General features: G+C 45.7%; 19 protein-coding genes and 1 tRNA gene. 9 read left to right on the forward strand and 11 right to left on the reverse strand.

Annotation, left to right across the window (positions count from 1 at the left end; genetic code table 11):
• The first annotated feature begins 392 nt into the window (after positions 1–392).
• Positions 393–1370, forward strand: coding sequence for a carbohydrate kinase (locus QUA42_RS09980; protein WP_333137155.1), 978 nt, complete (start codon positions 393–395; stop codon positions 1368–1370).
• A 324-nt stretch (positions 1371–1694) separates the two neighbouring features.
• Here the strand turns inward: QUA42_RS09980 and QUA42_RS09985 are convergent, their stop codons facing one another.
• From QUA42_RS09985 to QUA42_RS10000, 4 genes are all read right to left on the reverse strand, one after another.
• Complete coding sequence (locus tag QUA42_RS09985; protein WP_333137156.1) at positions 1695–2183, reverse strand: gluconokinase; 489 nt, start codon at positions 2181–2183, stop codon at positions 1695–1697.
• A 128-nt stretch (positions 2184–2311) separates the two neighbouring features.
• On the reverse strand, positions 2312–3010 hold the full coding sequence (aqpZ, locus tag QUA42_RS09990) for an aquaporin Z (RefSeq protein WP_333137157.1): 699 nt from the start codon (positions 3008–3010) through the stop codon (positions 2312–2314).
• Between the two features lie 335 nt (positions 3011–3345).
• Positions 3346–4104: a DNA-binding protein gene (locus QUA42_RS09995; protein WP_333137158.1), complete on the reverse strand. Its 759-nt coding sequence runs from the start codon at positions 4102–4104 to the stop codon at positions 3346–3348.
• Positions 4105–5072: 968 nt separating this feature from the next.
• A complete protein-coding gene (locus tag QUA42_RS10000; protein ID WP_333083104.1) occupies positions 5073–6395 on the reverse strand; it encodes a 3-isopropylmalate dehydratase large subunit in 1323 nt (440 codons plus the stop codon).
• Positions 6396–6805: 410 nt separating this feature from the next.
• Here QUA42_RS10000 and QUA42_RS10005 point away from each other — a divergent pair, with 410 nt between their 5' ends.
• From QUA42_RS10005 to QUA42_RS10025, 5 genes are all read left to right on the forward strand, one after another.
• A complete protein-coding gene (locus QUA42_RS10005) occupies positions 6806–7537 on the forward strand; it encodes a helix-turn-helix transcriptional regulator (protein WP_333137159.1) in 732 nt (243 codons plus the stop codon).
• A 183-nt stretch (positions 7538–7720) separates the two neighbouring features.
• Positions 7721–8644: a hypothetical protein gene (locus QUA42_RS10010; protein ID WP_333137160.1), complete on the forward strand. Its 924-nt coding sequence runs from the start codon at positions 7721–7723 to the stop codon at positions 8642–8644.
• Positions 8645–8693: 49 nt separating this feature from the next.
• Complete coding sequence (locus tag QUA42_RS10015; protein ID WP_333137161.1) at positions 8694–9158, forward strand: hypothetical protein; 465 nt, start codon at positions 8694–8696, stop codon at positions 9156–9158.
• A gap of 189 nt (positions 9159–9347) precedes the next feature.
• Positions 9348–10625: a S8 family serine peptidase gene (locus QUA42_RS10020; protein ID WP_333137162.1), complete on the forward strand. Its 1278-nt coding sequence runs from the start codon at positions 9348–9350 to the stop codon at positions 10623–10625.
• 96 nt (positions 10626–10721) lie between these two features.
• Positions 10722–10949 carry a hypothetical protein gene (locus QUA42_RS10025; protein WP_333037580.1) on the forward strand — a complete coding sequence of 76 codons (228 nt, stop codon included), beginning with the start codon at positions 10722–10724 and terminating at the stop codon, positions 10947–10949.
• A 9-nt stretch (positions 10950–10958) separates the two neighbouring features.
• On the opposite strand, the gene sfsA is transcribed toward QUA42_RS10025, so the two are convergent.
• Positions 10959–11693 carry a DNA/RNA nuclease SfsA gene (gene sfsA, locus QUA42_RS10030; RefSeq protein WP_333137163.1) on the reverse strand — a complete coding sequence of 245 codons (735 nt, stop codon included), beginning with the start codon at positions 11691–11693 and terminating at the stop codon, positions 10959–10961.
• Between the two features lie 407 nt (positions 11694–12100).
• Here sfsA and murJ point away from each other — a divergent pair, with 407 nt between their 5' ends.
• Entirely contained in the window at positions 12101–13714 is a 1614-nt protein-coding gene (gene murJ / locus QUA42_RS10035) for a murein biosynthesis integral membrane protein MurJ (protein ID WP_333137164.1), read from the forward strand.
• A gap of 74 nt (positions 13715–13788) precedes the next feature.
• Here the strand turns inward: murJ and QUA42_RS10040 are convergent, their stop codons facing one another.
• The 3 genes from QUA42_RS10040 to moaC all read right to left on the reverse strand — a co-directional run bounded on the left by QUA42_RS10040 (position 13789) and on the right by moaC (position 15023).
• Complete coding sequence (locus tag QUA42_RS10040) at positions 13789–14091, reverse strand: DUF3181 family protein (protein WP_006633891.1); 303 nt, start codon at positions 14089–14091, stop codon at positions 13789–13791.
• 64 nt (positions 14092–14155) lie between these two features.
• Positions 14156–14413, reverse strand: coding sequence for a 2TM domain-containing protein (locus tag QUA42_RS10045; protein WP_006633890.1), 258 nt, complete (start codon positions 14411–14413; stop codon positions 14156–14158).
• An 88-nt stretch (positions 14414–14501) separates the two neighbouring features.
• Positions 14502–15023, reverse strand: coding sequence for a cyclic pyranopterin monophosphate synthase MoaC (moaC, locus tag QUA42_RS10050; RefSeq protein ID WP_333137165.1), 522 nt, complete (start codon positions 15021–15023; stop codon positions 14502–14504).
• A gap of 78 nt (positions 15024–15101) precedes the next feature.
• On the opposite strand from moaC, the gene QUA42_RS10055 reads away from it, so the two are divergent.
• Positions 15102–15175, forward strand: a tRNA-Arg gene (locus tag QUA42_RS10055).
• A 109-nt stretch (positions 15176–15284) separates the two neighbouring features.
• Here QUA42_RS10055 and QUA42_RS10060 read toward each other — a convergent pair.
• From QUA42_RS10060 to QUA42_RS10070, 3 genes are all read right to left on the reverse strand, one after another.
• Complete coding sequence (locus QUA42_RS10060; RefSeq protein ID WP_333137166.1) at positions 15285–16529, reverse strand: MFS transporter; 1245 nt, start codon at positions 16527–16529, stop codon at positions 15285–15287.
• Positions 16530–16708: 179 nt separating this feature from the next.
• Positions 16709–17896 (reverse strand): glycosyltransferase family 4 protein, encoded by a 1188-nt coding sequence (locus QUA42_RS10065; protein ID WP_333037599.1) that lies wholly within the window; start codon positions 17894–17896, stop codon positions 16709–16711.
• 250 nt (positions 17897–18146) lie between these two features.
• Positions 18147–19871, reverse strand: a complete 1725-nt coding sequence (locus QUA42_RS10070) for a DUF2079 domain-containing protein (protein ID WP_333137167.1) — start codon at positions 19869–19871, stop codon at positions 18147–18149.
• A gap of 53 nt (positions 19872–19924) precedes the next feature.
• Here QUA42_RS10070 and QUA42_RS10075 point away from each other — a divergent pair, with 53 nt between their 5' ends.
• The gene (locus QUA42_RS10075) at positions 19925–21163 is read left to right on the forward strand and encodes a histidine kinase (RefSeq protein WP_333137168.1); all 1239 of its coding nucleotides are present in this window, start codon (positions 19925–19927) and stop codon (positions 21161–21163) included.
• The last annotated feature ends 30 nt before the right edge of the window (positions 21164–21193 follow it).

Genomic DNA, 21193 nt, shown 5'->3' on the forward strand with positions numbered 1-21193 from the left:
GTATGAAGAGAAAATTAAATTTGCCGTGCTACTCTTTGGGGCCCGAAGCACAAACTCGCTTGTAGAATGGCCAGGAGTGCAAACCCAGTGCGCACACGCCAAGACGCGCAGCCACCAGTGCTTGTGCGTCGGGTGGCAGATGCTGCCTTTACCTACACGCATCTGACATCCGGGCCCAACCTGCAGATGTTTGCGCGTAAAACAACTAAGTTATAAGACCGCACTATATTTCAGCCTTTAGGGAGTAACTGCCAATATCAGTAAGTCTGATATTATAGGAGCAGCCATAAAAAAATAGGTTGCAATTTTTCTGGGATGGGTTAAAAATCATTATTGACCTGTCTACTGCTGGTCTAAAATCTAAAATCTAAAATCTCAAATCTAAAATTTCTATGACTTATCCTCGCGTTCTGTGTCTGGGTGAAGTTTTATTTGATTGTTTAGCAGACAAACCAGGAGTATCTCTCGAAGAGGTGGAATCTTGGACGGCATATCCCGGCGGTGCTCCTGCTAATGTTGCCTGTGCTTTGGTTAAATTGGGGGCGGCGGCGGGATTTATCGGTGCTGTAGGTGGGGATGATTTGGGGAATTCCCTAGTGCAGGTATTGCAAGAAGTAGGGGTTGATATCGTTGGAGTGCAGCGACATCCAAGTGCGCCGACGCGGCAAGTTTATGTCTTGCGGAATGAAGCGGGCGATCGAAATTTTGCAGGTTTTGGCGAATTTGATACTGCGGATTTTGCAGACACGCGCCTCCTTGCCGCACAACTACCCGAAGTGTTGTTTGAAAATGCCGAATATTTAGTGCTAGGTACTTTAGAATTAGCTTATCCTGAAAGTCGAGAGGCGATCGTCCGAGCGATCGAACTAGCAGAACAGTATGACGTTAAAATTATACTTGACATCAATTGGCGTTCCGTGTTTTGGCCAAATCCAGACGAAGCAAAAGCGCGCATTAGAAAAATTTTAAAAAAAGTTGATTTTGTCAAGTTATCTGAGGAAGAAGCCGAATGGTTGTTTGACACTACCGATGCTGGAGCTATTACCTACCGTCTCGATTCTGTAGAAGGCGTTTTGGTGACTGCGGGCGAAAAAGGTTGCGCTTATTGTATCTCGGAAAATGAAGGAAAAATCCCCGCATTTACAGTAGATGTTGAGGATACAACAGGGGCAGGCGACGCATTTCTGGCTGGTTTTGTGCGACAGTTGTGCAAGCAGGGAATTAAGAATTTAGCAGATCCCAAAATAGCCCAAACAATTGTAACTTATGCCAGTGCGGTAGGTGCCATGACAGCGATGAAACCAGGCGCAATTAGATCTCAACCTACTGCGGCTGAAGTAGAAGCTTTCTTATATTTGTACAAAAATTAGGGCCGCAAACCTATCAGCCTGGAAACGGAGAGGGGGCTAAATTTGGTTCAGAAACTCGGTTTATCAGAACAAAATAACTTTTATACTAAATCCGCCTTAAAAAACCTCAATCCGGCTGTTTGAAATCCATACTCTATAGCAATCCTTGCAGGAGTCGTAAATTTTTTCCCCCCGCGCAACCCTCCCCGAACCAGCTCGCTCGGGAGTAAGAAATTCACAAATGATGCGAGGATTTCTATACAAACTCTGCTTCTAGCTGATAGAAACTAAGAAATCAATGGGTATTGAAGCCAGATTTGGTATCAGAGGTTTTATTGTGGGCAATTAACCGCACATCAGATGAATTCTAATTTGGCGCAAGATTAACTCTAACGGCTGCGAAGCATCTATGATAATTGCATCTTCAGGTTCTTCGAGACTGTCTAACTGACTTAACAGCAAGTCTGCTTTCATGTAGTGATTTTCGCGATTTTTTAACCTTGTGGCTAATAGCTGAAAAGAACATTTGAGATAAACTATCTTCATTCGCTTTTGGTCTCGGTAGAGCATTTCGCGGTAAGATGTTTTTAAAGCAGAACAAGCCAAAACCACATTTTTATTTTCTAACAGCCACCTGTCTATTGCGGCTTGCAATTGTAATAGCCAAGGAAGGCGATCCGCATCTTCTAAAGGAATGCCCCGACTCATTTTATCGATATTAGCTGATGGGTGAAAATCGTCAGCATCGCTGAAATCCCAGTTAAGAGATTGCGCCAGCAACTTACCAACAGTAGTTTTGCCAGAACCTGAGACTCCCATCACGATCGTAATCATGGCACTTATTTACCGAATACTTGCAATTTTATCAAGTTGTGCGATCGACAAACCGGGTTTGTTAAGTTGCCGGATGAATTCTACCACCCTAAAAAATTCAATAAACCCGGTTGATTTTTGGTTCGAGATCAAATTTCTTCCATAGTGGGTCGAATCAAATTATAAGCCAAAACGCCGATAACTCCACCGATCACTGGGAATACAATAAACGCCCATAACTGTTGGATTGCCCATCCGCCTTGAAAAAGTGCAACACCGATACTTCTAGCTGGGTTAACTGAAGTATTGGTTATGGGAATTCCGACTAAGTGAATCAACACCAGCATCAAGCCGATTGGAATTCCGCCCAAACCGACGGGATATTTGGGATGGGTAGTACCCATGATTGTAAATAACAGAAAAGCCGTCAGTACAACTTCCGTCAAAGCTGCTGCCAAAAGTCCGTAACCAGTGGGAGAATGTTCTGCAAAACCGTTAGATGCAAATCCAGAAGCAGCCGCATCAAAGCCTGGTTTTCCTGATGCTATCATATACAAAACAAGACCGCCTAAAATTCCCCCTACAATCTGACCGCCTATATAATAAGGAAGCAAAACAGCATCGATCAGTTTGGCAACTACTAAACCTATGCTTACCGCCGGATTAATGTGGCATCCAGAGATAGGGCCGATCGTATAAACCATGATTAAGAGAGACAAACCAAAGGCGATGGAAACTCCCAAAAAGCCTATTTTGTCTCCAGCTAAAACCGCACTGCCACATCCACCTAATACCAACACAAAAGTACCAAAAGCTTCAGCAACCCCAATCTTTATTTTTTTGTTCATACTCACAATTATCGGAAGTTTATGTTCGGTCAATTTCGCACCCCGACCAATTCTAATTATAAAAAGTATAATTCTAATCGGCTTTCCCCAGAACAACAATACTAATGGATAGCATTAGCAATGTGCAGCTCTAACTTTCATAAATTTTATGGGCTTAAACTAAGACTGCGGAATTGGGAATCGATAAATTAGCTCAAACATACTTTATTATGGAAAAAATGTCAACGTTGAGCTAATTATTTGTATAAATTCTGCAATCTTCTGTATTCAATTCACAATAATTAACTTGACTTTTTCCCTAATTATGCAATTGTAATTTTACTTATTGTTGCTGATTATCCGATCGCACTTTCAGCTAAAACATCACTGCTAAACGGCTGGTACCTCCAACCTTGGAAGGGGCGAAAGTCTCGCCAATCGGCGGTCATCTTGCACAGCAAGCGGAACTGTAGCGGCGTTGGGGGTTGGTTGAGGCGATCGACTTGTACGCAAACCAATTCTGGATGCTGCGAAATAATTTCAAAAATATCATCCACAAGATAGCGCTGACAATAGCCGACAATCCAGTGATCTTTAGTACACAGAAGCAGACGGGAAGCGCGCGGATTTTTAAATTCGTGGGCTAAATACAAAAGTTCGCCCACTTGAAGCCGATTAATCCGTTCAATTGCCGACTTTGAAAGGTATCGCAGTCCATCTGCAAAAAAATGGATAAAATAACGTCCATTTTCATCTGGTTCGGGACAAGGAAACACCTCAAATTTATCAGTTGCCCGTTTACCTCCGCTGCGCGCCAATAAAGCAATTGGGTCATGTTCGTGTTCAGGGATATTCAACCACTGTACAAATTCAGGGTAGTCAGGGCGCGATCGGGTCATCACTCGATTAGAAAACAACGCAAACAGTTTCTGTGAAGTGTAAACATTCTTGAAATCCGGGAAAGATGGCAAGGGTTGAAACCCGCACTTAAGTTTAGCTTCTAGAACACCATTTGTATAATTGAACTGGTATTCTTTACCGTTAAATGTCAATCGACCAATCGGAAACCAAGAACCGCTGTCCGGGCTTTGCCAAGCCAAAAATAGTGTTTTCAAAGCAAATCTCCTTTCAATTCAAGCAGTGCACACCTTACACAAGGATAGGGTTGCGCCCTACGGCGCACCTTACCGCTATAAGTAGCCTGTCAAACCAATTTTTACGTAAGCCTTGTGAATTTATTCTCCTAGTCTATAGGAAATGGCATCAAAATTTAGTATTTTTGGCTTTCTGCTATGACTACAGCAGCACCAATCAACTGAATAAACATCTTTTTTACCCATAAGCTAAAGCTATAATAATACCACCAATGCGGACACTAACTTAAATTGTGCTTAACAGGATTGTAGTGAATATAGTTTAAATGCTGTTCAAAATTATCTTGTTTGGAAATAGAATATCCCCACAAGCGCCGAGCCCAAACATCCCATTCTAGACCCTTGCTGTCAGAAAATGAGACATTTTGACTCACAGTTCCTTGACCTCGCAAAGATTGTGTAAATACAACTTTTATATCTCTAAAAAGCTTGGCATATGCAGTATGATTAGGAAGTGATTTTTACCAAAAATGGATGTGGTCGGGCAATACAACAGCCCAATAATTTCAAAAGGTTATTCTGATTTAATCGCCCCTACAGCCTTGCGGAGTCGCGAGACATTTTATGACTCTGAAAATAGCGGTGTGCGATTGTAGGTAACAAGCGTTAGGAAGAAACTTCCACCAGGAAGGTAAAATCGGCGATAGTTTGGCATTAATATCGTCCTCCTACTTTTTTATAGGGCATTTTATATCATTTCCGGTTACACCGAAATGATGTTGACTGTTGACGGTTGACTGTTGACGCCGTGAACAGTCAACCGTCAACAGTCAACTCGAATTTACTATTCCGATGCTAACGAATTTGATATCACACGCATTTTTGCGGGTGCGCCGCAGAACACATTACATTCATCTCGTAGGGTACTCTTCGGCGCACCTTCCATGGACCTTCGGGTGCGCCGAAGAGCACCTTACGTCAGCTACTTTCTAACACAGGAATTCGCGCGGATCGGTGACATACCCAGTCAGGGCAGAAGCCGCCGCCGTATAAGGCGAAGCCAGATAAACTTGCGCTTCTTTATTGCCCATACGGCCGGGGAAATTGCGGTTAGTTGTAGATACACAAATTTCTGGTTCGTTCATCCGCCCGAAAGTATCTTTCGGGCCGCCCAAACAAGCTGCGCAAGAAGGCGCGGCGGGTTCGATGCAGCCGGCAGCTAAGAAGATTTCCGAAAGCGTTTGACCGTCGTATTTTGTGACAAACAAATCTTCGTAAACTTTCTGAGTTGCTGGTACTAAATAAGTCGGAACTTTGACTTGATTTCCTTTGAGAATGCGGGCGGCATTCAGAAAGTCGGAGGTTTTGCCACCAGTGCAGGAACCGATGTAAACTCGATCGATCTTGACATCGCGGCAGTTGCGGGCTAAGTCGCGGTTGTCGGGAGAGTGCGGTTTGGCGACGACTGGTTCTAATTGGGTGACATCGTAGGTGCGATCGCTATAAAATTTAGCATCCCCATCGCTGTAAAATGAATCGAAGGGTTTGTCAGTCCGTGAAGTAACGTAATCAAACGTAGTTTTGTCCGGCGCAACCGTGCCGTTTTTACCCCCAGCTTCAATCACCATATTGCACAGCGTCATCCGTTCTTCCATCGTCAAACGCTCAACTGTATCGCCCGCAAATTCCATTGTCCGGTAGTTAGCACCGGCAACGCTAATATCACCAATAATCTGCAAAATTAGGTCTTTTGCTAACAAATAATCCGGCAGTTCGCCGTTGAACACAAAGCGCATGGTTGCGGGAACTTTGATTAACAGTTTGCCGGTTCCCATGATAAAAGCCGCGTCTGTATTGCCGATACCCGTGGCAAATTGTCCGAAAGCGCCGGCATTGCAGGTGTGGGAATCGGTGCCGAAGAGCACTTCGCCCGGTCTGGTGTGGCCTTCTTGTGCTAGCGCGATGTGGCAAACTCCTTTGTAGTCGGGATTTGCTTTGAAGTCCGATCGATCCGTGATGTCGTAAAAGTATTTTATCCCTTGTTCTTGGGCAAAATCGCGGAGAATATCGACGTTGCGGTTAGCGCGTTCGTCGTTGGTGAAAATGTAGTGGTCGGGAATGAGGACGATTTTGTCAGGGTTCCAGACTTTCGCATTCTCACCGAATTCGCGTTTGAAAACGCCGATGGTGCCGGGCCCGCAGACATCGTGGGTCATCAAAACGTCTGTTTCTACCCAAATATTTTCTCCGGGCTCAACTTTAGTGCGGCCTGATGCTTTAGCTAAGATTTTTTCGGTCAGGGTCATTCCCATAGTGCGATCGCTCTTTTTTATTAGATGCTACATAGTGTATTGTAAGCGAAACATCGCCTGATGTTGACAGGTAATTTATCAACTAAACCTTTTCTTCAATCTCAAATCTCAAATGGGTTGACTTTCACTTTCTTTTTCGCCACTAATCTCTACAATAGCCTCTACTTCGATTAACACAAAAATAAAATTTATGCAAGTCACTCGATTATGCGACTGGTAACTAACAGCTAGTGACTGTTATTGTTAGTGATTACTTAAGAAAAGCAATTTAAATCAGGGACTGTCAAAAAATCTCAGAGTGCATTTCTACACTTGTATACCTTAACAAGAGTGAAATGAGCTAGATACCCTCACCGCAAGGGTATCTGGTTTCGTCATTCTCACCCTGTATGCCAATGGAGATACTTCCCATGAATTCACAGACACCAAAGCGTCAGCGCGCAGTTAGGTTGACATCTGAAGATATTGATAAATTCCCAGCAACAAAAGCTGATACCAAAAGTTACGAAAATTGCTACCAACATTATACTCTCGAAGTTTTAGGCGATCGCACTAACAAAGAGTCAGATAATTTCATTAAGGTATTAGTCAAGCAAATCTTGGATCGGGTAGGGGCAATAGTTGTGGAGATTGCAGGGCAGGTGCAATTCATGACTCAACGCGCCGAACAACTGTTGAACCAGTATTTTTTATCCCGCGCCCCGCAGTCATTGCCAGAACTCTTACAACATTGGTTCAAGGAACAGATATCGCGACTCACATTCAACGGTGATATTCCATGTAGCTGTTTACCATTGTACATTCAGCAAGCAGGAAGACAGTTGATCGTCCGTCTGATTCCAGATCCCATCAACCAGCAATATCTCTTGCTGTTGGAGGAAGAAGAACTGCAATCATTTTCTATTTCGACCCTGGAATCGCTAGGACTCACCAAACGCGAGGCGGAGGTTTTATTCTGGATTGCCAAAGATAAAAGCAATGCAGGAATCGCTAAAGTGATCGGTTGCAGTGAAGGAACAGTGCGAAAACATCTGGAGCATCTTTACGGGAAACTAAGCGTACAAACCCGGACGGCTGCTGTGATGGTTGCTCTGGAAAAATTGGGGTTATTCAACGGGAAATTTGTTGCAATCTCTTCATAATCCTATACGCGGATCGTCGTATTGCTCTCCAAGTTTATTTTGAGGACTATTAGATCAAAAGCTGTTATCCAGTTTTGAAAATCAGCTAAAAAAGCACTCACAGCCAAGGTTGTTATTTCTAGCTATTGAACAACTTTAAGGTGGAGTTTGTTTGCTGAAAACTACTCAAAAAAGAGGTTAAGTATGTTACGGATTACTGCCGATATATTCTCCGGAAGACCCGCTCCCGAGTGGATCATTACAGACGAGGAAGAAGCTCGAACTACGCTCAAAGAGATTGCTAATCATCGTAGCATTGTAGCCGAGGCAGCTTCTGCTGATGCTGGATTAGGGTTTCGCGGTTTCACCATTGAACCCCTCTCTGACGAGCTTGCCCAAGACTTTGAACTACCCGCTAGTATGTATATGGCAGCAGGTGCGAGTGCTGCTAGCGATAAAGCAAACGAGATTGCTGATCGTTTGATCGGCTTAATGAGCAGTGCAGAATCATCTCCAGAAGCATCGGCTTTCGGAGAAGAACTACCTTTAGATGAAATGTTGCAGAATTTCCTGCGACAACAACTGGAAACCAGCAGCCGACTTTCAGTCTCGGATGTTGAAGACTTACCAAACATGGCCGTAGAAGCCTCAAGTGAGGTGGCTGCTACCTGCTTTTATGATACTTCGCCCTATAACCCCGGCTTTTGGAACAACAACCCCGTAATCCGGCAGAACAATAACTGCTATAACTATGCGAGCAACAAGCGGACAGATACTTTTGCCCAACCAGGAAAAGGATGTGGACATCAGTACACCGCAATTAATTGCGTAGAAGTTACCAAAGCTTCCCTGTGTGATGGATTGCACAAACGCTACGATTGTTTCCCCGCTTCACAAGCCCCTCGCTATTTAGTAGCACTGGTGATTGCCCCTGGTCCGGGCTTTGTTGATTTCCACTGGTATCGCAAAATGCGAGAAGGATTTTGGGGTCACAAACCGGGCGGGACAGCGGCTCGAAATACGGATAACAGCGGCATAGTCATCACTAACCCAGCTACCTGTAACCGCGGGCCTTACACCATCTTCTGTGGCTACTTTTACACTTGTAAGAGCCAAAAGATTAAATAGAATCTATAGCACTGCGGAATGTGGATTCCTCACACTGGAGAAGAAGACCATGCAACGGGTTTATTCATTCACAACATATCCAAAAAGGATAATGGGCTTGAGTTTTTTAATGTTTTTGGTGACTTTGCTTGGATGTTCGGTCACAGCTTTAGGAGACAAAAAGATGCAAGTAGAAGTGGATATGTTTAGTGGCAGGCCCAACCCACATTGGGAATTGACAGTGCAAGAATCTCGGGAATTTTCCCAACGCTTTCAATCATTATCTACACATAAAGGAGAAGGTTATGTTAATGATGGATTGGGGTATCGTGGTTTGATTGTACGAGATAGTGGTGAAGAGGTAGATGGGGAGCGGGAAATTGTAATTTATAATGGATTGGCTGTTACTAGAGGTAATGGCAAATCTCAACAATTTACCGATAAAAACCGTACTTTAGAAAGATGGCTAATCCAGACAGGAGAAGGACGGTTAGAGGATGAACTTTACCATCAAATTAGCAAATTAGCCCAGTAAACAGAACAGGAATTACGCACAAAGTTTATCTGTAGAACGCACGCAGCACTCCCCACCTTACTTCACAAATAATGTAAAAATTGCTCCCCTGCGTAAGTGCTAAATAAGTGGAGTCCGCAACAAAAACAATAGAAATCAATGTCAGAAAAACTGTCATTGATGTCCAATAACAATCACTAAGAGGTATTTATGTCTGAACAACCTAGTTTTCCCATCCCAGAAACTGCCCAAGCCGATGAAACAACAGGGCGTTACATTATTACTTTCGGCGAAGATGCAGTCACAGAAGGATTAGACCTCTTGAGCGACCAAACTGGTATCAGAGGACTGGCAAACGCTGATGATTTCGCGGACTCTGCTCTAGACTTGAGCCAACTTGAAGCAGCAGGGGGAGCGGTGTTTCCTACTCTCGGCGTTGCCGTTGTTTCCTTAGACGAAGGGGGTTTCAGCAGCATCATGACATCAGCGGGAGAGGATTCTGCCATCCTGGCGATCGAACCAGAGCGCACTTTCTACGCCATTGGCGATGGGTTGTCGGCAGATTACCTGCGGGGCTATCGCGATGCGGTGGATAACCTGTACGAGAAAGCCACTAATACAGAGGTAGCAGACATCCAGAAACAAGAATGTTTTGCTGATGATAGCGAGTTTACTTGGGGTCTGAAGGCAACGAAGGCGATGAAGTCTCTGTTGACTGGTAATGGAATCAAAGTTGCGGTGCTGGATACGGGGATGGATCTATTACATCCCGACTTCGCGGGTCGATCGATCGTATCGCAGTCCTTCGTACCAGGGGAGGACGTACAAGATGGCAACCGTCATGGCACGCACTGCATCGGGACAGCTTGCGGGTTCAAGGATCAGAACGGTCGCAGGTATGGGATCGCTTACGAATCGACCATTTATGTCGGTAAAGTGTTGAGTAATGCCGGTAGTGGCGCTAGCGGCTGGATTCTGGCTGGAATGGAATGGGCGATCGCCAATGGGTGTCAAGTGATCTCGATGTCATTAGGAAACACCAATCCAAAGCCCTCTACAGCCTACGAAACTGTCGGTCGTCGGGCACTACAAAATGGGTGTCTGATCGTGGCGGCCGCCGGCAACCACGGACCCACCAAAACCGTTGGACAACCAGCGAATAGTCCCTCGATTATGGCTGTTGCAGCCGTCGATAACTGCGTCCAAGTGCCTGACTTCTCGGCTACCTCTGACCTAATTCAAGGAACTAAAGTCGATATCGCCGCTCCAGGAGTGAAAGTATACTCATCAGTGCCTATGAATAAAGGGCGTTATGCTGCTTACAATGGCACTAGCATGGCTACACCGCACGTGGCTGGGCTCGCTGCCTTGTATGCCGAATCGACTGGTAAACGAGGTGCTGAACTTTGGCAATTGCTGACTGCCTATGCTATGGCGCTACCGTTGCCAAATACTCGTGTCGGAAGCGGTTTAGTACAAGCTCCGTAATGCAGAATACTCAAATCCCCGCAGCACTAGCCTGCGGGGATCTAACAGAAGACAATTTATAATACCGCAATGGATTTACTCCAAAGGATGCTAAATATGTCTGACGAACAAGTACAGCGCATTATAGTGACTGTTGACGACCAAAACATATCGGTAATTCAATCGGTTGTCACTGCCTTAGAATCGGCGGGAATGAAAGTAGATGAGGTGCTGCCTGTGATTGGTATCGTTACTGGAGAAGTTGCTGAGTCGAAGCTAGAAGGACTAAAGAGCGTACCAGGCGTGGCTAGTGTTGAGATCGATCGAGAAATGCAGGCAATTTAAACTAATCAATCATTTAGGGGCTAGTAGATCCAGTTTTGCTAACCCCAAATAGCGAATGCCTTCTGGCGTCACGTCAAACCGACAAGGCAAAACTTCGACACCTTCACTAATCGCCTGTCTGAACAATTCTCCGTAAAGGCGATCGGCACTATCCCCCGGAGCAAAATCAGTACAATCTCCGCGATTAATAAAATACAGCATTACAGCCCTCGAACCCTGCCGCACCACTTCCATCAATTCTCTCAAATGTTTCTGTCCCCTCTCCGTCACTGTATCAGGAAATAAAGCCAACTCCTCTTTTACCCAAGTTGTATTTTTCACTTCCAGAAAAATTGGTTTTTCCTCACCAGTTAGCCAAAAATCCACTCTACTTTTTTTATCAGTGCCGTAAACAACCTCCGGTTGAATTAAACTGTAATTGCCCAACTCTGGAAACAATTTCAATTCCAAAGCTAATTTAACTACTCGATTTGGCAGCCCAGTATTAACTCCCACCCAAGTTGGCACAGTGTCGCAAACTTTAATTAATTCCCAAGTATAAGCTAACTTGCGTTTAGGATTGTCGCTGGGAGATACTAGCACGGGGTTGCCCGGAATGTAAACACCAGTCATCGGGCCAGTATTCGGACAGTGCGCGGTGATTATTTCTCCCGAATCTAGTTCTATTTCGGCAAAAAATCGCTTGTAACGTTTGATGATAATTCCGGGTAAAAGAGGAGGATATTTGTAAATTAAGCCAGTCATTCGATTTTAGATTTTAGATTTTAGATTTTAGATTCTCGATTGTAGATTTTACCTATAACCGAATACATGGGTCCGCACTTTTTATATAAGTCTGGGAGCTAACACAATCGCTAATAAGTTATCAACTATATGTTATTTATCTGCTTTTATAAACTCATTTGTTTCATCATTTTTAGATGGTAGATTGTAGATGGTAGATTGTAGATTCACGCATCATAGCACGAAACGGCGGTTTGTAGTTAGGACGAATAGTCCCGATCGATTATTGAATTTCCGCAAGTGAGTAATATCGATAAAATTGGTATAAGCGCAATTCCCCCTAGAAGTTTTATGAGTTCATGATATGATTCTCCCGATTCGCGATTAAAATAAGTGAATCCTTTTAGCATTAGCGTTTGTAACCATTTGTGTCCCAATTACAGAAGCCCTCTCGTTCCCTCGCAGGGATTGCCGGCATTGTCGCAGTCGCCACTCTAATTAGCAAAGTCTTTGGATTGGTGCGCCAAATTGCGATCGCCGCAGCCTTTGGAGTCGGTGTCGCCGTCGATGCCTACAACTACGCCTACGTCATCCCTGGTTTCTTATTTATTTTGCTCGGAGGGATTAACGGGCCATTTCACAGCGCCATAGTCAGTGTTTTAGCCCGCCGGGATAAAAAAGAAGCAGCACCCTTAGTCGAGACTATCACCACCTTAGTCGGGGGCTTGTTGCTGTTGGTGACGATCGCTTTAATTATTTTTGCCGATCCGCTGATCGATTTGGTGGCACCGGGATTAAACGGAACACCCAAAGGTTTTGAAATCAAAGCAATAGCCGTCCAACAATTTCGGATTATGGCGCCGATGGCCTTACTTTCAGGCTTAATCGGCATTGGTTTCGGCACTCTTAACGCCGCCGATATGTACTGGCTGCCTTCGATTAGTCCTTTATTTTCCAGCGTTGCACTTGTCGGCGGTTTGGGTATTCTCGCACTGCAACTCGGAGACAAAATTATTCAGCCAGAATCCGCACTAATTGGTGGCTTAGTGTTAGCTTGGGGAACTTTAGCGGGTGCTGTTTTGCAATGGTTGGTGCAACTGGTGGCGCAGTGGCGCGCCGGCTTGGGAACATTGCGCTTGCGGTTTAATTTTAAACGGCCGGGAGTGCAAGAAGTAATTAAGGTGATGGTTCCTGCGACCTTATCATCAGGAATGCTGCAAATTAATGTTTATACTGACCTATTTTTCGCATCCTACATCCCTCAAGCTGCCTCTGCGTTGGGTTACAGCGGTTTGTTAGTTATGACGCCTTTAGGCATTATTTCTAATGTAATTTTAGTGCCATTTCTACCCATATTTTCTCGCCTCACCGAACCAAAAGATTGGCCGGAATTAAAAGATCGAATTCGTCAATCTTTAGTTTTGACTGCCCTTACGATGCTGCCGCTGAGCGCTTTAATGGTAACACTTGCTGGGCCGATTGTCCGCGTGGTTTACGAACGCTATGCTTTCGATCGAGAGGCCTCGCTGTTTGTCACGCCGATATTGATGGCTTACAGTATTGGAATGTTTGTGTATTTGGGACGCGACGTTGTGGTACGGGTATTTTACGCTTTGGGAGACGGAGAAACGCCTTTTCGCATCAGTATTATCAATATCTTTTTGAACGGACTGCTGGATTATTTATTAGTAGGGGCTTTTGGCGCGCCCGGATTAGTTTTGGCGACGGTGGGAGTGAATCTTCTTTCGATGATTATGCTTTTGTACTTATTAGATAAAAAGCTGGGTGGTCTGCCTTGGGGGGAGTGGAGTTTACCTTTTCTCGGGTTAACTTCTGGCAGTTGTCTAACTGCTTTCGTTACCTTGGCTACTCTGCAAGCCTGTCAAAGAGTTTTGGGTACTGAAGGTTTGGTAATTCAATTAGTGCAGTTGAGTGTGGCAAGTTTTGTAGGGTTAGGAGTTTTTGCCCTGTTTGTCAGTCAGATGAAGTTGCCAGAAGTTGATATGTTTGTCGATCGCATTCGGGGGCGTTTTCGCAAATAAAATTGTCGGGGCGGATTAAGGGCGAAATACCAGACACAACGCCCACAATCTGCGTACAAAACCCGCCCTTTACTTTACATCTTCCGCTGAAATTCCTCAAGAACATCCATCAATTGAACTTGACACTGCATCGGAATTAAATCTGCCAGTGGCACTTCCCGCTTGCCGCCGCCCAACTTGACTGGAATTCCTTGCAAAACTTGTCCAACTTTGTCAGCATCTAAATTCCCATCTTCCAGCATTGAATAAAGTTGTTGGGCAACAACGGTATGCAGGTGGGCATCATTGAGATACAAATGCCACTTGGCAATGTCAATGTAGACATTTTCGCCGATTTCGGCTGCTAAGGATTCGATCGCCTGTGTAGTATTAGCCATATCAAAAAAGCCGAAAGTTATTTGTTATCAATCAAAAGACTTAACAAATCGCCGCCAACTGCCTTCAGCCAGAATCTTTGGTGAGTGGCGAATAATCGGCGATCGCAAAATGGTAAATCGCGTGGGCCAAAACTACTAGAGCCCATCCACCCGTTACCGAAATTGCCCAAGGCCAATCAGCCTTTTGCAAATTGTGAACAAACCACAAACCTGAATTGGTAGCAGAAAAAAGACCGACGTGGATGGCAAAATTCATCCGGTCATCTAAGCGGCGGTACTCTGGATCATTGCGATCGGGTTTGCGGGGCCAACGAGGAGGCATAGTTTTTCACTTGATATTAGTAGTTCAGTGCCTATTTTAATCATAAGTGCCGCTTTTTGAATGCTGCATCCCTCTTTCGGCAGGAAACTTATGCCTCTACATTTTCATAGTCTCCAGACTTGCCGCCACTTTTACTCACCAGGCGAATTGACTCAATGGCGATCGACTTTTCCAATCCTTTCGCCATATCATACAAAGTCAGCGCCGCCACCGAAACCGCCGTCAGCGCCTCCATTTCCACCCCAGTTTCCGCCTTAATTTTCACCGTCGCTCGAATTTGATACCCCGGCAACCCAGCATCCGGCATCACCTGCACTTCCACACTACTCAGCGGCAGAGGGTGGCACAGAGGAATCAAATGCGCCGTCTGTTTCGCCGCCATAATTCCAGCCAGCCTTGCAGTGCCCAATACATCACCTTTCGGCGCATTCCCCGCTTCAATCGCCGCAAACGTCTCCTGCAGCATACGCACCCTGGCAGCCGCCACAGCTTGCCGCACAGTGGGCACTTTCGCCGAAACGTCCACCATTTGGGCTTCACCGCTGTTGTTGAGGTGAGTTAGTTGTGCCGCATCGGGCAATTTAGAAAAAGTTTGCGAAAGGTCTTGCATTATTTTGGTAATGGTGTTACTGTTAGATTCTGTGAGAAAAGAACTTAATCAATTTTAGATTAAATCTTAACTCAACAGGGGCTTGTAGCTTAGTTGGATAGAGTGCATGGCTACGAACCATGAGGTCGGGGGTTCGAATCCCTCCAAGCCCATTTAAAAACGTTATAAGCTGTGAGTTCTGAGTTTTGAGTTTTGAGTGTTGAATTAAGAAATTAATTCAACTCACGACTTAAAACTCAGAACTTTTTTAATTGGGTACGTTTACTGATGCAAAGCATAAATATCTTTGCCTCGACCGATCGCAAATTTCATCGAATTAGACAAGCCCTTGCTAGACTGAGTAATAAAAATCAGCAAAGCCAAACCAGCGAGTCCAGCCGCAAAACCAAACATATTTCTGTAGCCAACTTGTTCAGCCACAAAGCCTAAAGTCGGCCCCGCAATCGCAATGCCCAAATCAAATCCGCCAATACAAAGCGAAAATAAGCGGCCCCTTTCATGAGGTTCGCACCTGTCCGACATCAGCGTTACCATCATCGGCAAAACCGTACCGCCCGCGCAACCTTCAACCAAAGCGGCGATTAAAAAAGCACTGCTGGTGTTAGCAAAATACAACAATAACATCGACACGGCATAACAGATTAAGCCTGCAGAAATAAACAAGCCACGACCGTATTTGTCGGAAGCCCGTCCCGTGAGCAGCCGTATACCGAAACTGGCGATAGCCGCCGTCGAATAAAATAATCCTGGATTCAAATTAGTCTTAGTTTCTTGGAGAAACAAAGGCATAAAAGTGCTCAAAGTTCCAAATACTAAACCAACCACCAATAACACTAAAGCCGGAATCCGCACTCTCGGATTCCAGAGCATTTCCCAGTATTTTTGGCTATTTTTGTCCTCAGATAGCGAGTCCGAGAGTGTTAAATCTGCAAAATTAGGTTCCGCAATTTGGCAGGTAAAAAATACAGCCGTTGCAGCGAACGCCGCCGACATCGCAAACAGAGGAGTATAACCAACCCAAGCTTGCACAAATCCGCCAATAGCCGGCCCAACTGCTAGACCAATAGGATTCACCAAGCTCATGTAACCAATTAATTCGCCCCGCTTTCCTGGCGGCGATAAATCTGTTACCAAAGCGCTGTAAGCTGTAGTAAAAGCGGCGATACTAATGCCGTGAAAAACGCGAATAAGTAACAGTAAGGGGATAGATTGAGCTAACAGGTAGCCCAAAGGGGCGATCGCCGCGACTGACGCGCCTAGAAGCAAAACTTGTTTTCGCCCCCTGCTGTCGGCTATTTTACCCAACGGCGGCCTCGATAGCAAAAGCCCGATCGCAAATGCACCCATCACAAAGCCAATTTGCTGTTTTGTGCCGCCCACAAATTGAACATACAGCGGCAAAGTTGGCAGTAGCGAAGCCAAACTCGACCAGAATAGCAGGCCTGCGGTGAATAAAATCAGTAAGCTGCGTCTGGGTTGGGGATCGATTTCCCTAAAAATATTCAAGATGCTAATTCCCTTTAAATCTTCCGAGTGCACTCAAAGTAAGTTCGAGTGTCTCTATCATTGTGTTACAAATTCTTAAGATTTGCACCAAAAAAGTTGATATTCGACTCACTGTCAACTCTCAACCGTCAACCGTCAACTGTCAACAGTCAACCGTCAACTGTCAAAAAAGAGCATTCTTACCAATCAACCTCAGCCCTTTCCTCCACCACCCGTTCATAAACCCACTGGGTTTCTATCGCCAACTTCGGCCAACTAAACCGGCGTTCCAAATCTTGATAAGCATTGTCAACCAACCACTGCGCGTAACCCGGATTTTTCAAAACCTCCAAAATTCCCCAGGCCAAAGAATCCCGATTGTTTGCCTCAGTAACAACGCCAGTTTTAGTGTGCAGCACCACCTCTGGAAGTCCGCCCGCATCCGAAACCACCACAGGCACTCTTGCAGCAAAGCTTTCTAACGCTACAATCCCAAAAGGTTCGTAAAGACTGGGGAAAACCGCGCAGTCAGCCACCGTCTGGAATTTGTCGAGATGTTCCTCAAACATGAACCCAGTAAAATAACACTTATTCCAAATTCCCAAATGCCAAGCTAAATGTTTAAGATGGTCTGTATTGCCGCCGCCAACAATTACAATTTTCGCTTTACCCCCCATTTCCCAAATTACTTTAGGTGCCGCATTTAGAAATACACCAATGCCTTTTTCATAGCTAATTCTTCCTACATAATAGACAATTTTCTCATCGTCAGCAGCAAACCTTCGGCGGAAATCCATCGCATCAAATTCGTGCCAACGGGGCTTTTTATCGGGTCTAATTCCGTTGTAAATTACCTCTATTTTGTTCCACGGAGTCGCTAGTACCCGTTCGGCTTCCCGCCGCATATAATCACTGCAAACAATTACTCGCCAAGAATTGTAAGCGAGGTCGTTTTCCTTGGCGTTAATGTAGCGCTGCCCTTCATTGTGGATGCCGTTGAAGCGCCCGTATTCGGTGGCGTGGATGGTGGTAATTAGCGGTACTTTAAAGGTATGCTTGAGGGCGATCGCCGCATCTCCCACTAACCAATCGTGAGCGTGGATGATATCAAAGGGGCCTTCCTCAAGCATCAGTTTCCCGCCTTGGTGGCCCATGCTTTGGTTGAGGTTCGCCACCCAGTGAAAAAAGTCCCTGGCGTGCCCCACCACCACCCGATGCACACGTATTCCTTCTACCACTTCGTACATCGGCGCGTGCCCGAACTCTACTGTAATTAAGTGAATTTCGTGCCCCAGCTTCACCAATTCTGGATATAGTTCCGATACGTGGCGGGCGATACCGCCTACGATTCTGGGAGGAAACTCCCATGCCAATACCAAAATTTTCATCTTTCTCCCTCCAAAAAATTTATATAACTTAATGTTTAGAGTTAACAGATTTATTGTATAATGATCACCCTTAAATTTAAGTAGACCGCAAGTTGATGCCCAATGCCTGACTTTTGGCAGGAACAAAGACAGAAAATCATGCCTAAAGCTGGTTTTTGCATGAAATTGCTCGATCGCCATTACCTCAAAAAAACAGGTTTCCTCAAGATTTGGGCCACTGAAGGAAGCAATGGCGATCGTAACTACCCGCTTACCGTTTCTTCAAAATCGGCTCCAATTCGCCGCGAAAACGGGTCCAAGCAGCAGCAGATGCAGAATTAGAAACAGCACCCTGACGCATCAAAATCGCGCCGTCTTCAAAGCCAACAATGCCGTAATCTCCCGATTTGGACATTCGATCGATCGCCGGTACGATCTCCCGCAACTGTCCCCGTTCCCCGCGAAACGCAGCCTGATACTGCTGCAACTGCCACAGATCGGCAATTACATATTGCATCTTCACTGCCTTCCCCGCATCATTGCGGAGTTCAAACATCGGAAACCTGAGAATTTCCCGCCTGCTTGACAAAATCGGCACAATAGTATTCGTCGCTGCCACGCTAGCATCAGCAGGAATTTGAGCCAATAGCGGCCGCACTTGCAAAACGTGCTGCCATTGTCTGACGAGAGGAACCTGCACCCAAGGATCGATCGCATCGGGCAAAATCAAAGAAAAAGTCCGATTTGGGTTAGAAGTGAAGGTAAAAAATAGCGACAAACAGAGGCAAAACGCCCAAAAGCGGCGAAATTTTGAAGAGGAAGGCAGAGGAAATAAAGCAGAAGGAAAACGCAAAAACATTCTTTCCTCTCTCACCATTCTATCTTCTTCCTTTTGACGCTGGGCCCACCACAGAATCGCCCCATAAAAAAGCCCTGGAACCACAGTCATCGCATAGCGAATATTAATCGCCAGCACTGACTCTCCTTTCGCTAAAAATAGCTTCAGCAGCGGAAATCCAGCTATCATCCAAGACGCAGGCGCGAAAGCTGGCACCAAAGCTAATGGCAACCACTGGCCAAGCAGGTATCTAATCTTACCAAAAAACGGCGTAAATAATGCAGCCACCAACCGCCCTGGATTGCTAACCATTCCCCAAATAATTTCAAGAGTTGAAGCTTCATCTCCATCGGCATATTGGCCGAATCGCTCCATCATAAACCGCTGGGATATATCAGCAGAAAACAAAGGCATAATCAGATTGGTCAGGACAATCATATAACCAAAACTGAGTATGCAGACAGCCAAACCAGTCCAAGGGTAGCGCCGGCTCAAAATCAGGTAAACTCCGACCCCAAATAAAACAACTCCCCCATCTTCTCGCACGGCCAAAATTAAAGTTGCCAGAATCCCAAATAGCGGCCACCAGCGCTTCTCCATCGCCAGCAGCAAGCCAAAGACATACAGCGGCATTTGACAAATATCGTGAAAATTGCCCAAAGTCGGGCCGATGACCGCGTTAGCGCAGTAATAGCTCACAACAATTGTCGCCGACAGCCTCGGTTCCAGATAGTGTCTGGCGAGAGCATAGAGCACTCCTCCAGCCGCCGTAATTAAAGTCACCTGCAACACCGTCAAAGTGACGGGCGAGGGAAACAGCGAGTAAATTGGCAGCCACAGCATTAGCGCCGGGGTGAAATGCTGCCCCAACCGGTAGTAAGATACGGACGGGAGCTGGTTTTGGTGAACCACATTAGTGGACAAAGCCGAAGAGAGGGAACTCTCAAACAAGTGACCCTGAGTGCCATTCCAAAAAAGTTGATTGAAAATGCCTTGGTCGTAAGTAGCGTAAAAGCTGTAGTAGCGGTGCAGCGTCAGCAACAGGCACAGCACAAAAAAGGCGGCCGCCACTTGAACCACCACCCGCCGCGACTCATTTTTCTTCCATCTCAAAAATATCATCTGCCCGCTTGTAATGAAATTATCGGACAATAGCATAAATCTAAAGTAAGTATTAAATTAAAGTAGAAGTGAAATAACTCGGCTCGGCAATGCTCAATTATTTTCACCCGATCGAAAAGCTCAACAGCGTCCATCCAACACCAGGCACCAGCGGCACTGACTGTTCTCTCGAACAGGCGGCCAATTCCGCACCGCTTTTACAGCTTTTGCTGTTTGTAGACAAGCGTTCCTCTTCCCGGGAACAGACCAGACACATCCGCAAGTCCCTAAAGGATTTGAAGGCAGAGTGCGACTTTGATCTTCAAATCATCGACGTAGGAGAACAGCCCGATTTAGCCGAACACTTTAAACTTGTAGCCACTCCCTCGCTGCTCAAAATTCATCCCGATCCGCGACAAACTCTCGCCGGCAGCAATTTGATCGCCCAACTCGAACACTGGTGGCCCCGCTGGAAGCGTTCTGTAGAGGAATACGCAGCTCAACAACAGTCTGCCCCAGCTCTTGCTGAAAGCCTGACTGACCCAAAACCAATCTATTCCGTTGCTTGCGCGGCCGAACTTGTGCAGCTTTCCGATGAAGTTTTTCGCCTCAAACAGGAAAAAGAACACCTGCAAGAGCAGTTGCAGTTGAAAGACCGGATTATTGCGATGCTAGCTCACGACTTGCGTAATCCCTTGACGGCTGCATCTTTGGCTTTGGAGACTTTGGAGTCAAGTCAGAAGGTAAAAGAGGGGGAAAAGTCGCGGTTGACACCGAGTCTGGCGGCTCATTTGATGAAACAAGCCCGCCGCCAAATCGGAATTGTCGATCGTATGATTACAGATATCCTGCAAGCAGCCCGGGGTACCAACGCTCAACTCCACATTGAACCCAAAAGAATCGAACTGGGGGCGATTTGTCAAGATGTAATCTTGCAGTTTCAAGACAAATTTCAGGCGAAAAGTCTGAACTTAGAAACAGACATTCCCGCAGATTTGCCCTTGGTTTATGCCGATCCCGATCGCATCAAACAAGTCATTGTCAACCTGCTTGATAACGCCAGCAAGTACACCCCAGACCAAGGAACTGTTAATCTTTCAATTCTCCACCGCACCGCTTACAAAGTTCAAGTCAGCATTTGCAACAGCGGCCCGGGAATTCCTGAAGAAGATTGCGCGAGCATTTTTGAAGACAGCTTTCGCTTGCAGCGAGATAAATCAACAGCCGGTTACGGCATTGGACTGTCTCTGTGTCAAGGCATCATCCGCGCCCACTACGGTCAAATTTGGGTAGACTCTGTACCCGATAGAGGCAGTTGTTTTCACTTTACTCTGCCCGTCCAAAAATAGTTGACAGTTGACAGTTGACAGTTGACAGTT

The organism is Microcoleus sp. Pol11C2 (genome assembly GCF_036701505.1).
Classification (GTDB): domain Bacteria; phylum Cyanobacteriota; class Cyanobacteriia; order Cyanobacteriales; family Microcoleaceae; genus Microcoleus.

What these genes read in the sequence shown, in the direction of transcription:
- QUA42_RS10005 (WP_333137159.1), top strand. Translation starts at nt 6,806, where the DNA reads ATGAATTCACAGACACCAAAGCGTCAGCGCGCAGTTAGGTTGACATCT.
- QUA42_RS10065 (WP_333037599.1), bottom strand. Translation starts at nt 17,896, where the DNA reads ATGAAAATTTTGGTATTGGCATGGGAGTTTCCTCCCAGAATCGTAGGC.
- QUA42_RS10000 (WP_333083104.1), bottom strand. Translation starts at nt 6,395, where the DNA reads ATGGGAATGACCCTGACCGAAAAAATCTTAGCTAAAGCATCAGGCCGC.
- QUA42_RS09985 (WP_333137156.1), bottom strand. Translation starts at nt 2,183, where the DNA reads ATGATTACGATCGTGATGGGAGTCTCAGGTTCTGGCAAAACTACTGTT.
- QUA42_RS10070 (WP_333137167.1), bottom strand. Translation starts at nt 19,871, where the DNA reads ATGCTATTGTCCGATAATTTCATTACAAGCGGGCAGATGATATTTTTG.
- QUA42_RS10015 (WP_333137161.1), top strand. Translation starts at nt 8,694, where the DNA reads ATGCAACGGGTTTATTCATTCACAACATATCCAAAAAGGATAATGGGC.
- sfsA (WP_333137163.1), bottom strand. Translation starts at nt 11,693, where the DNA reads ATGACTGGCTTAATTTACAAATATCCTCCTCTTTTACCCGGAATTATC.
- aqpZ (WP_333137157.1), bottom strand. Translation starts at nt 3,010, where the DNA reads ATGAACAAAAAAATAAAGATTGGGGTTGCTGAAGCTTTTGGTACTTTT.
- QUA42_RS10040 (WP_006633891.1), bottom strand. Translation starts at nt 14,091, where the DNA reads ATGGCTAATACTACACAGGCGATCGAATCCTTAGCAGCCGAAATCGGC.
- QUA42_RS10045 (WP_006633890.1), bottom strand. Translation starts at nt 14,413, where the DNA reads ATGCCTCCTCGTTGGCCCCGCAAACCCGATCGCAATGATCCAGAGTAC.
- QUA42_RS10075 (WP_333137168.1), top strand. Translation starts at nt 19,925, where the DNA reads ATGCTCAATTATTTTCACCCGATCGAAAAGCTCAACAGCGTCCATCCA.
- QUA42_RS10010 (WP_333137160.1), top strand. Translation starts at nt 7,721, where the DNA reads ATGTTACGGATTACTGCCGATATATTCTCCGGAAGACCCGCTCCCGAG.
- QUA42_RS10020 (WP_333137162.1), top strand. Translation starts at nt 9,348, where the DNA reads ATGTCTGAACAACCTAGTTTTCCCATCCCAGAAACTGCCCAAGCCGAT.
- QUA42_RS09980 (WP_333137155.1), top strand. Translation starts at nt 393, where the DNA reads ATGACTTATCCTCGCGTTCTGTGTCTGGGTGAAGTTTTATTTGATTGT.
- moaC (WP_333137165.1), bottom strand. Translation starts at nt 15,023, where the DNA reads ATGCAAGACCTTTCGCAAACTTTTTCTAAATTGCCCGATGCGGCACAA.
- QUA42_RS10025 (WP_333037580.1), top strand. Translation starts at nt 10,722, where the DNA reads ATGTCTGACGAACAAGTACAGCGCATTATAGTGACTGTTGACGACCAA.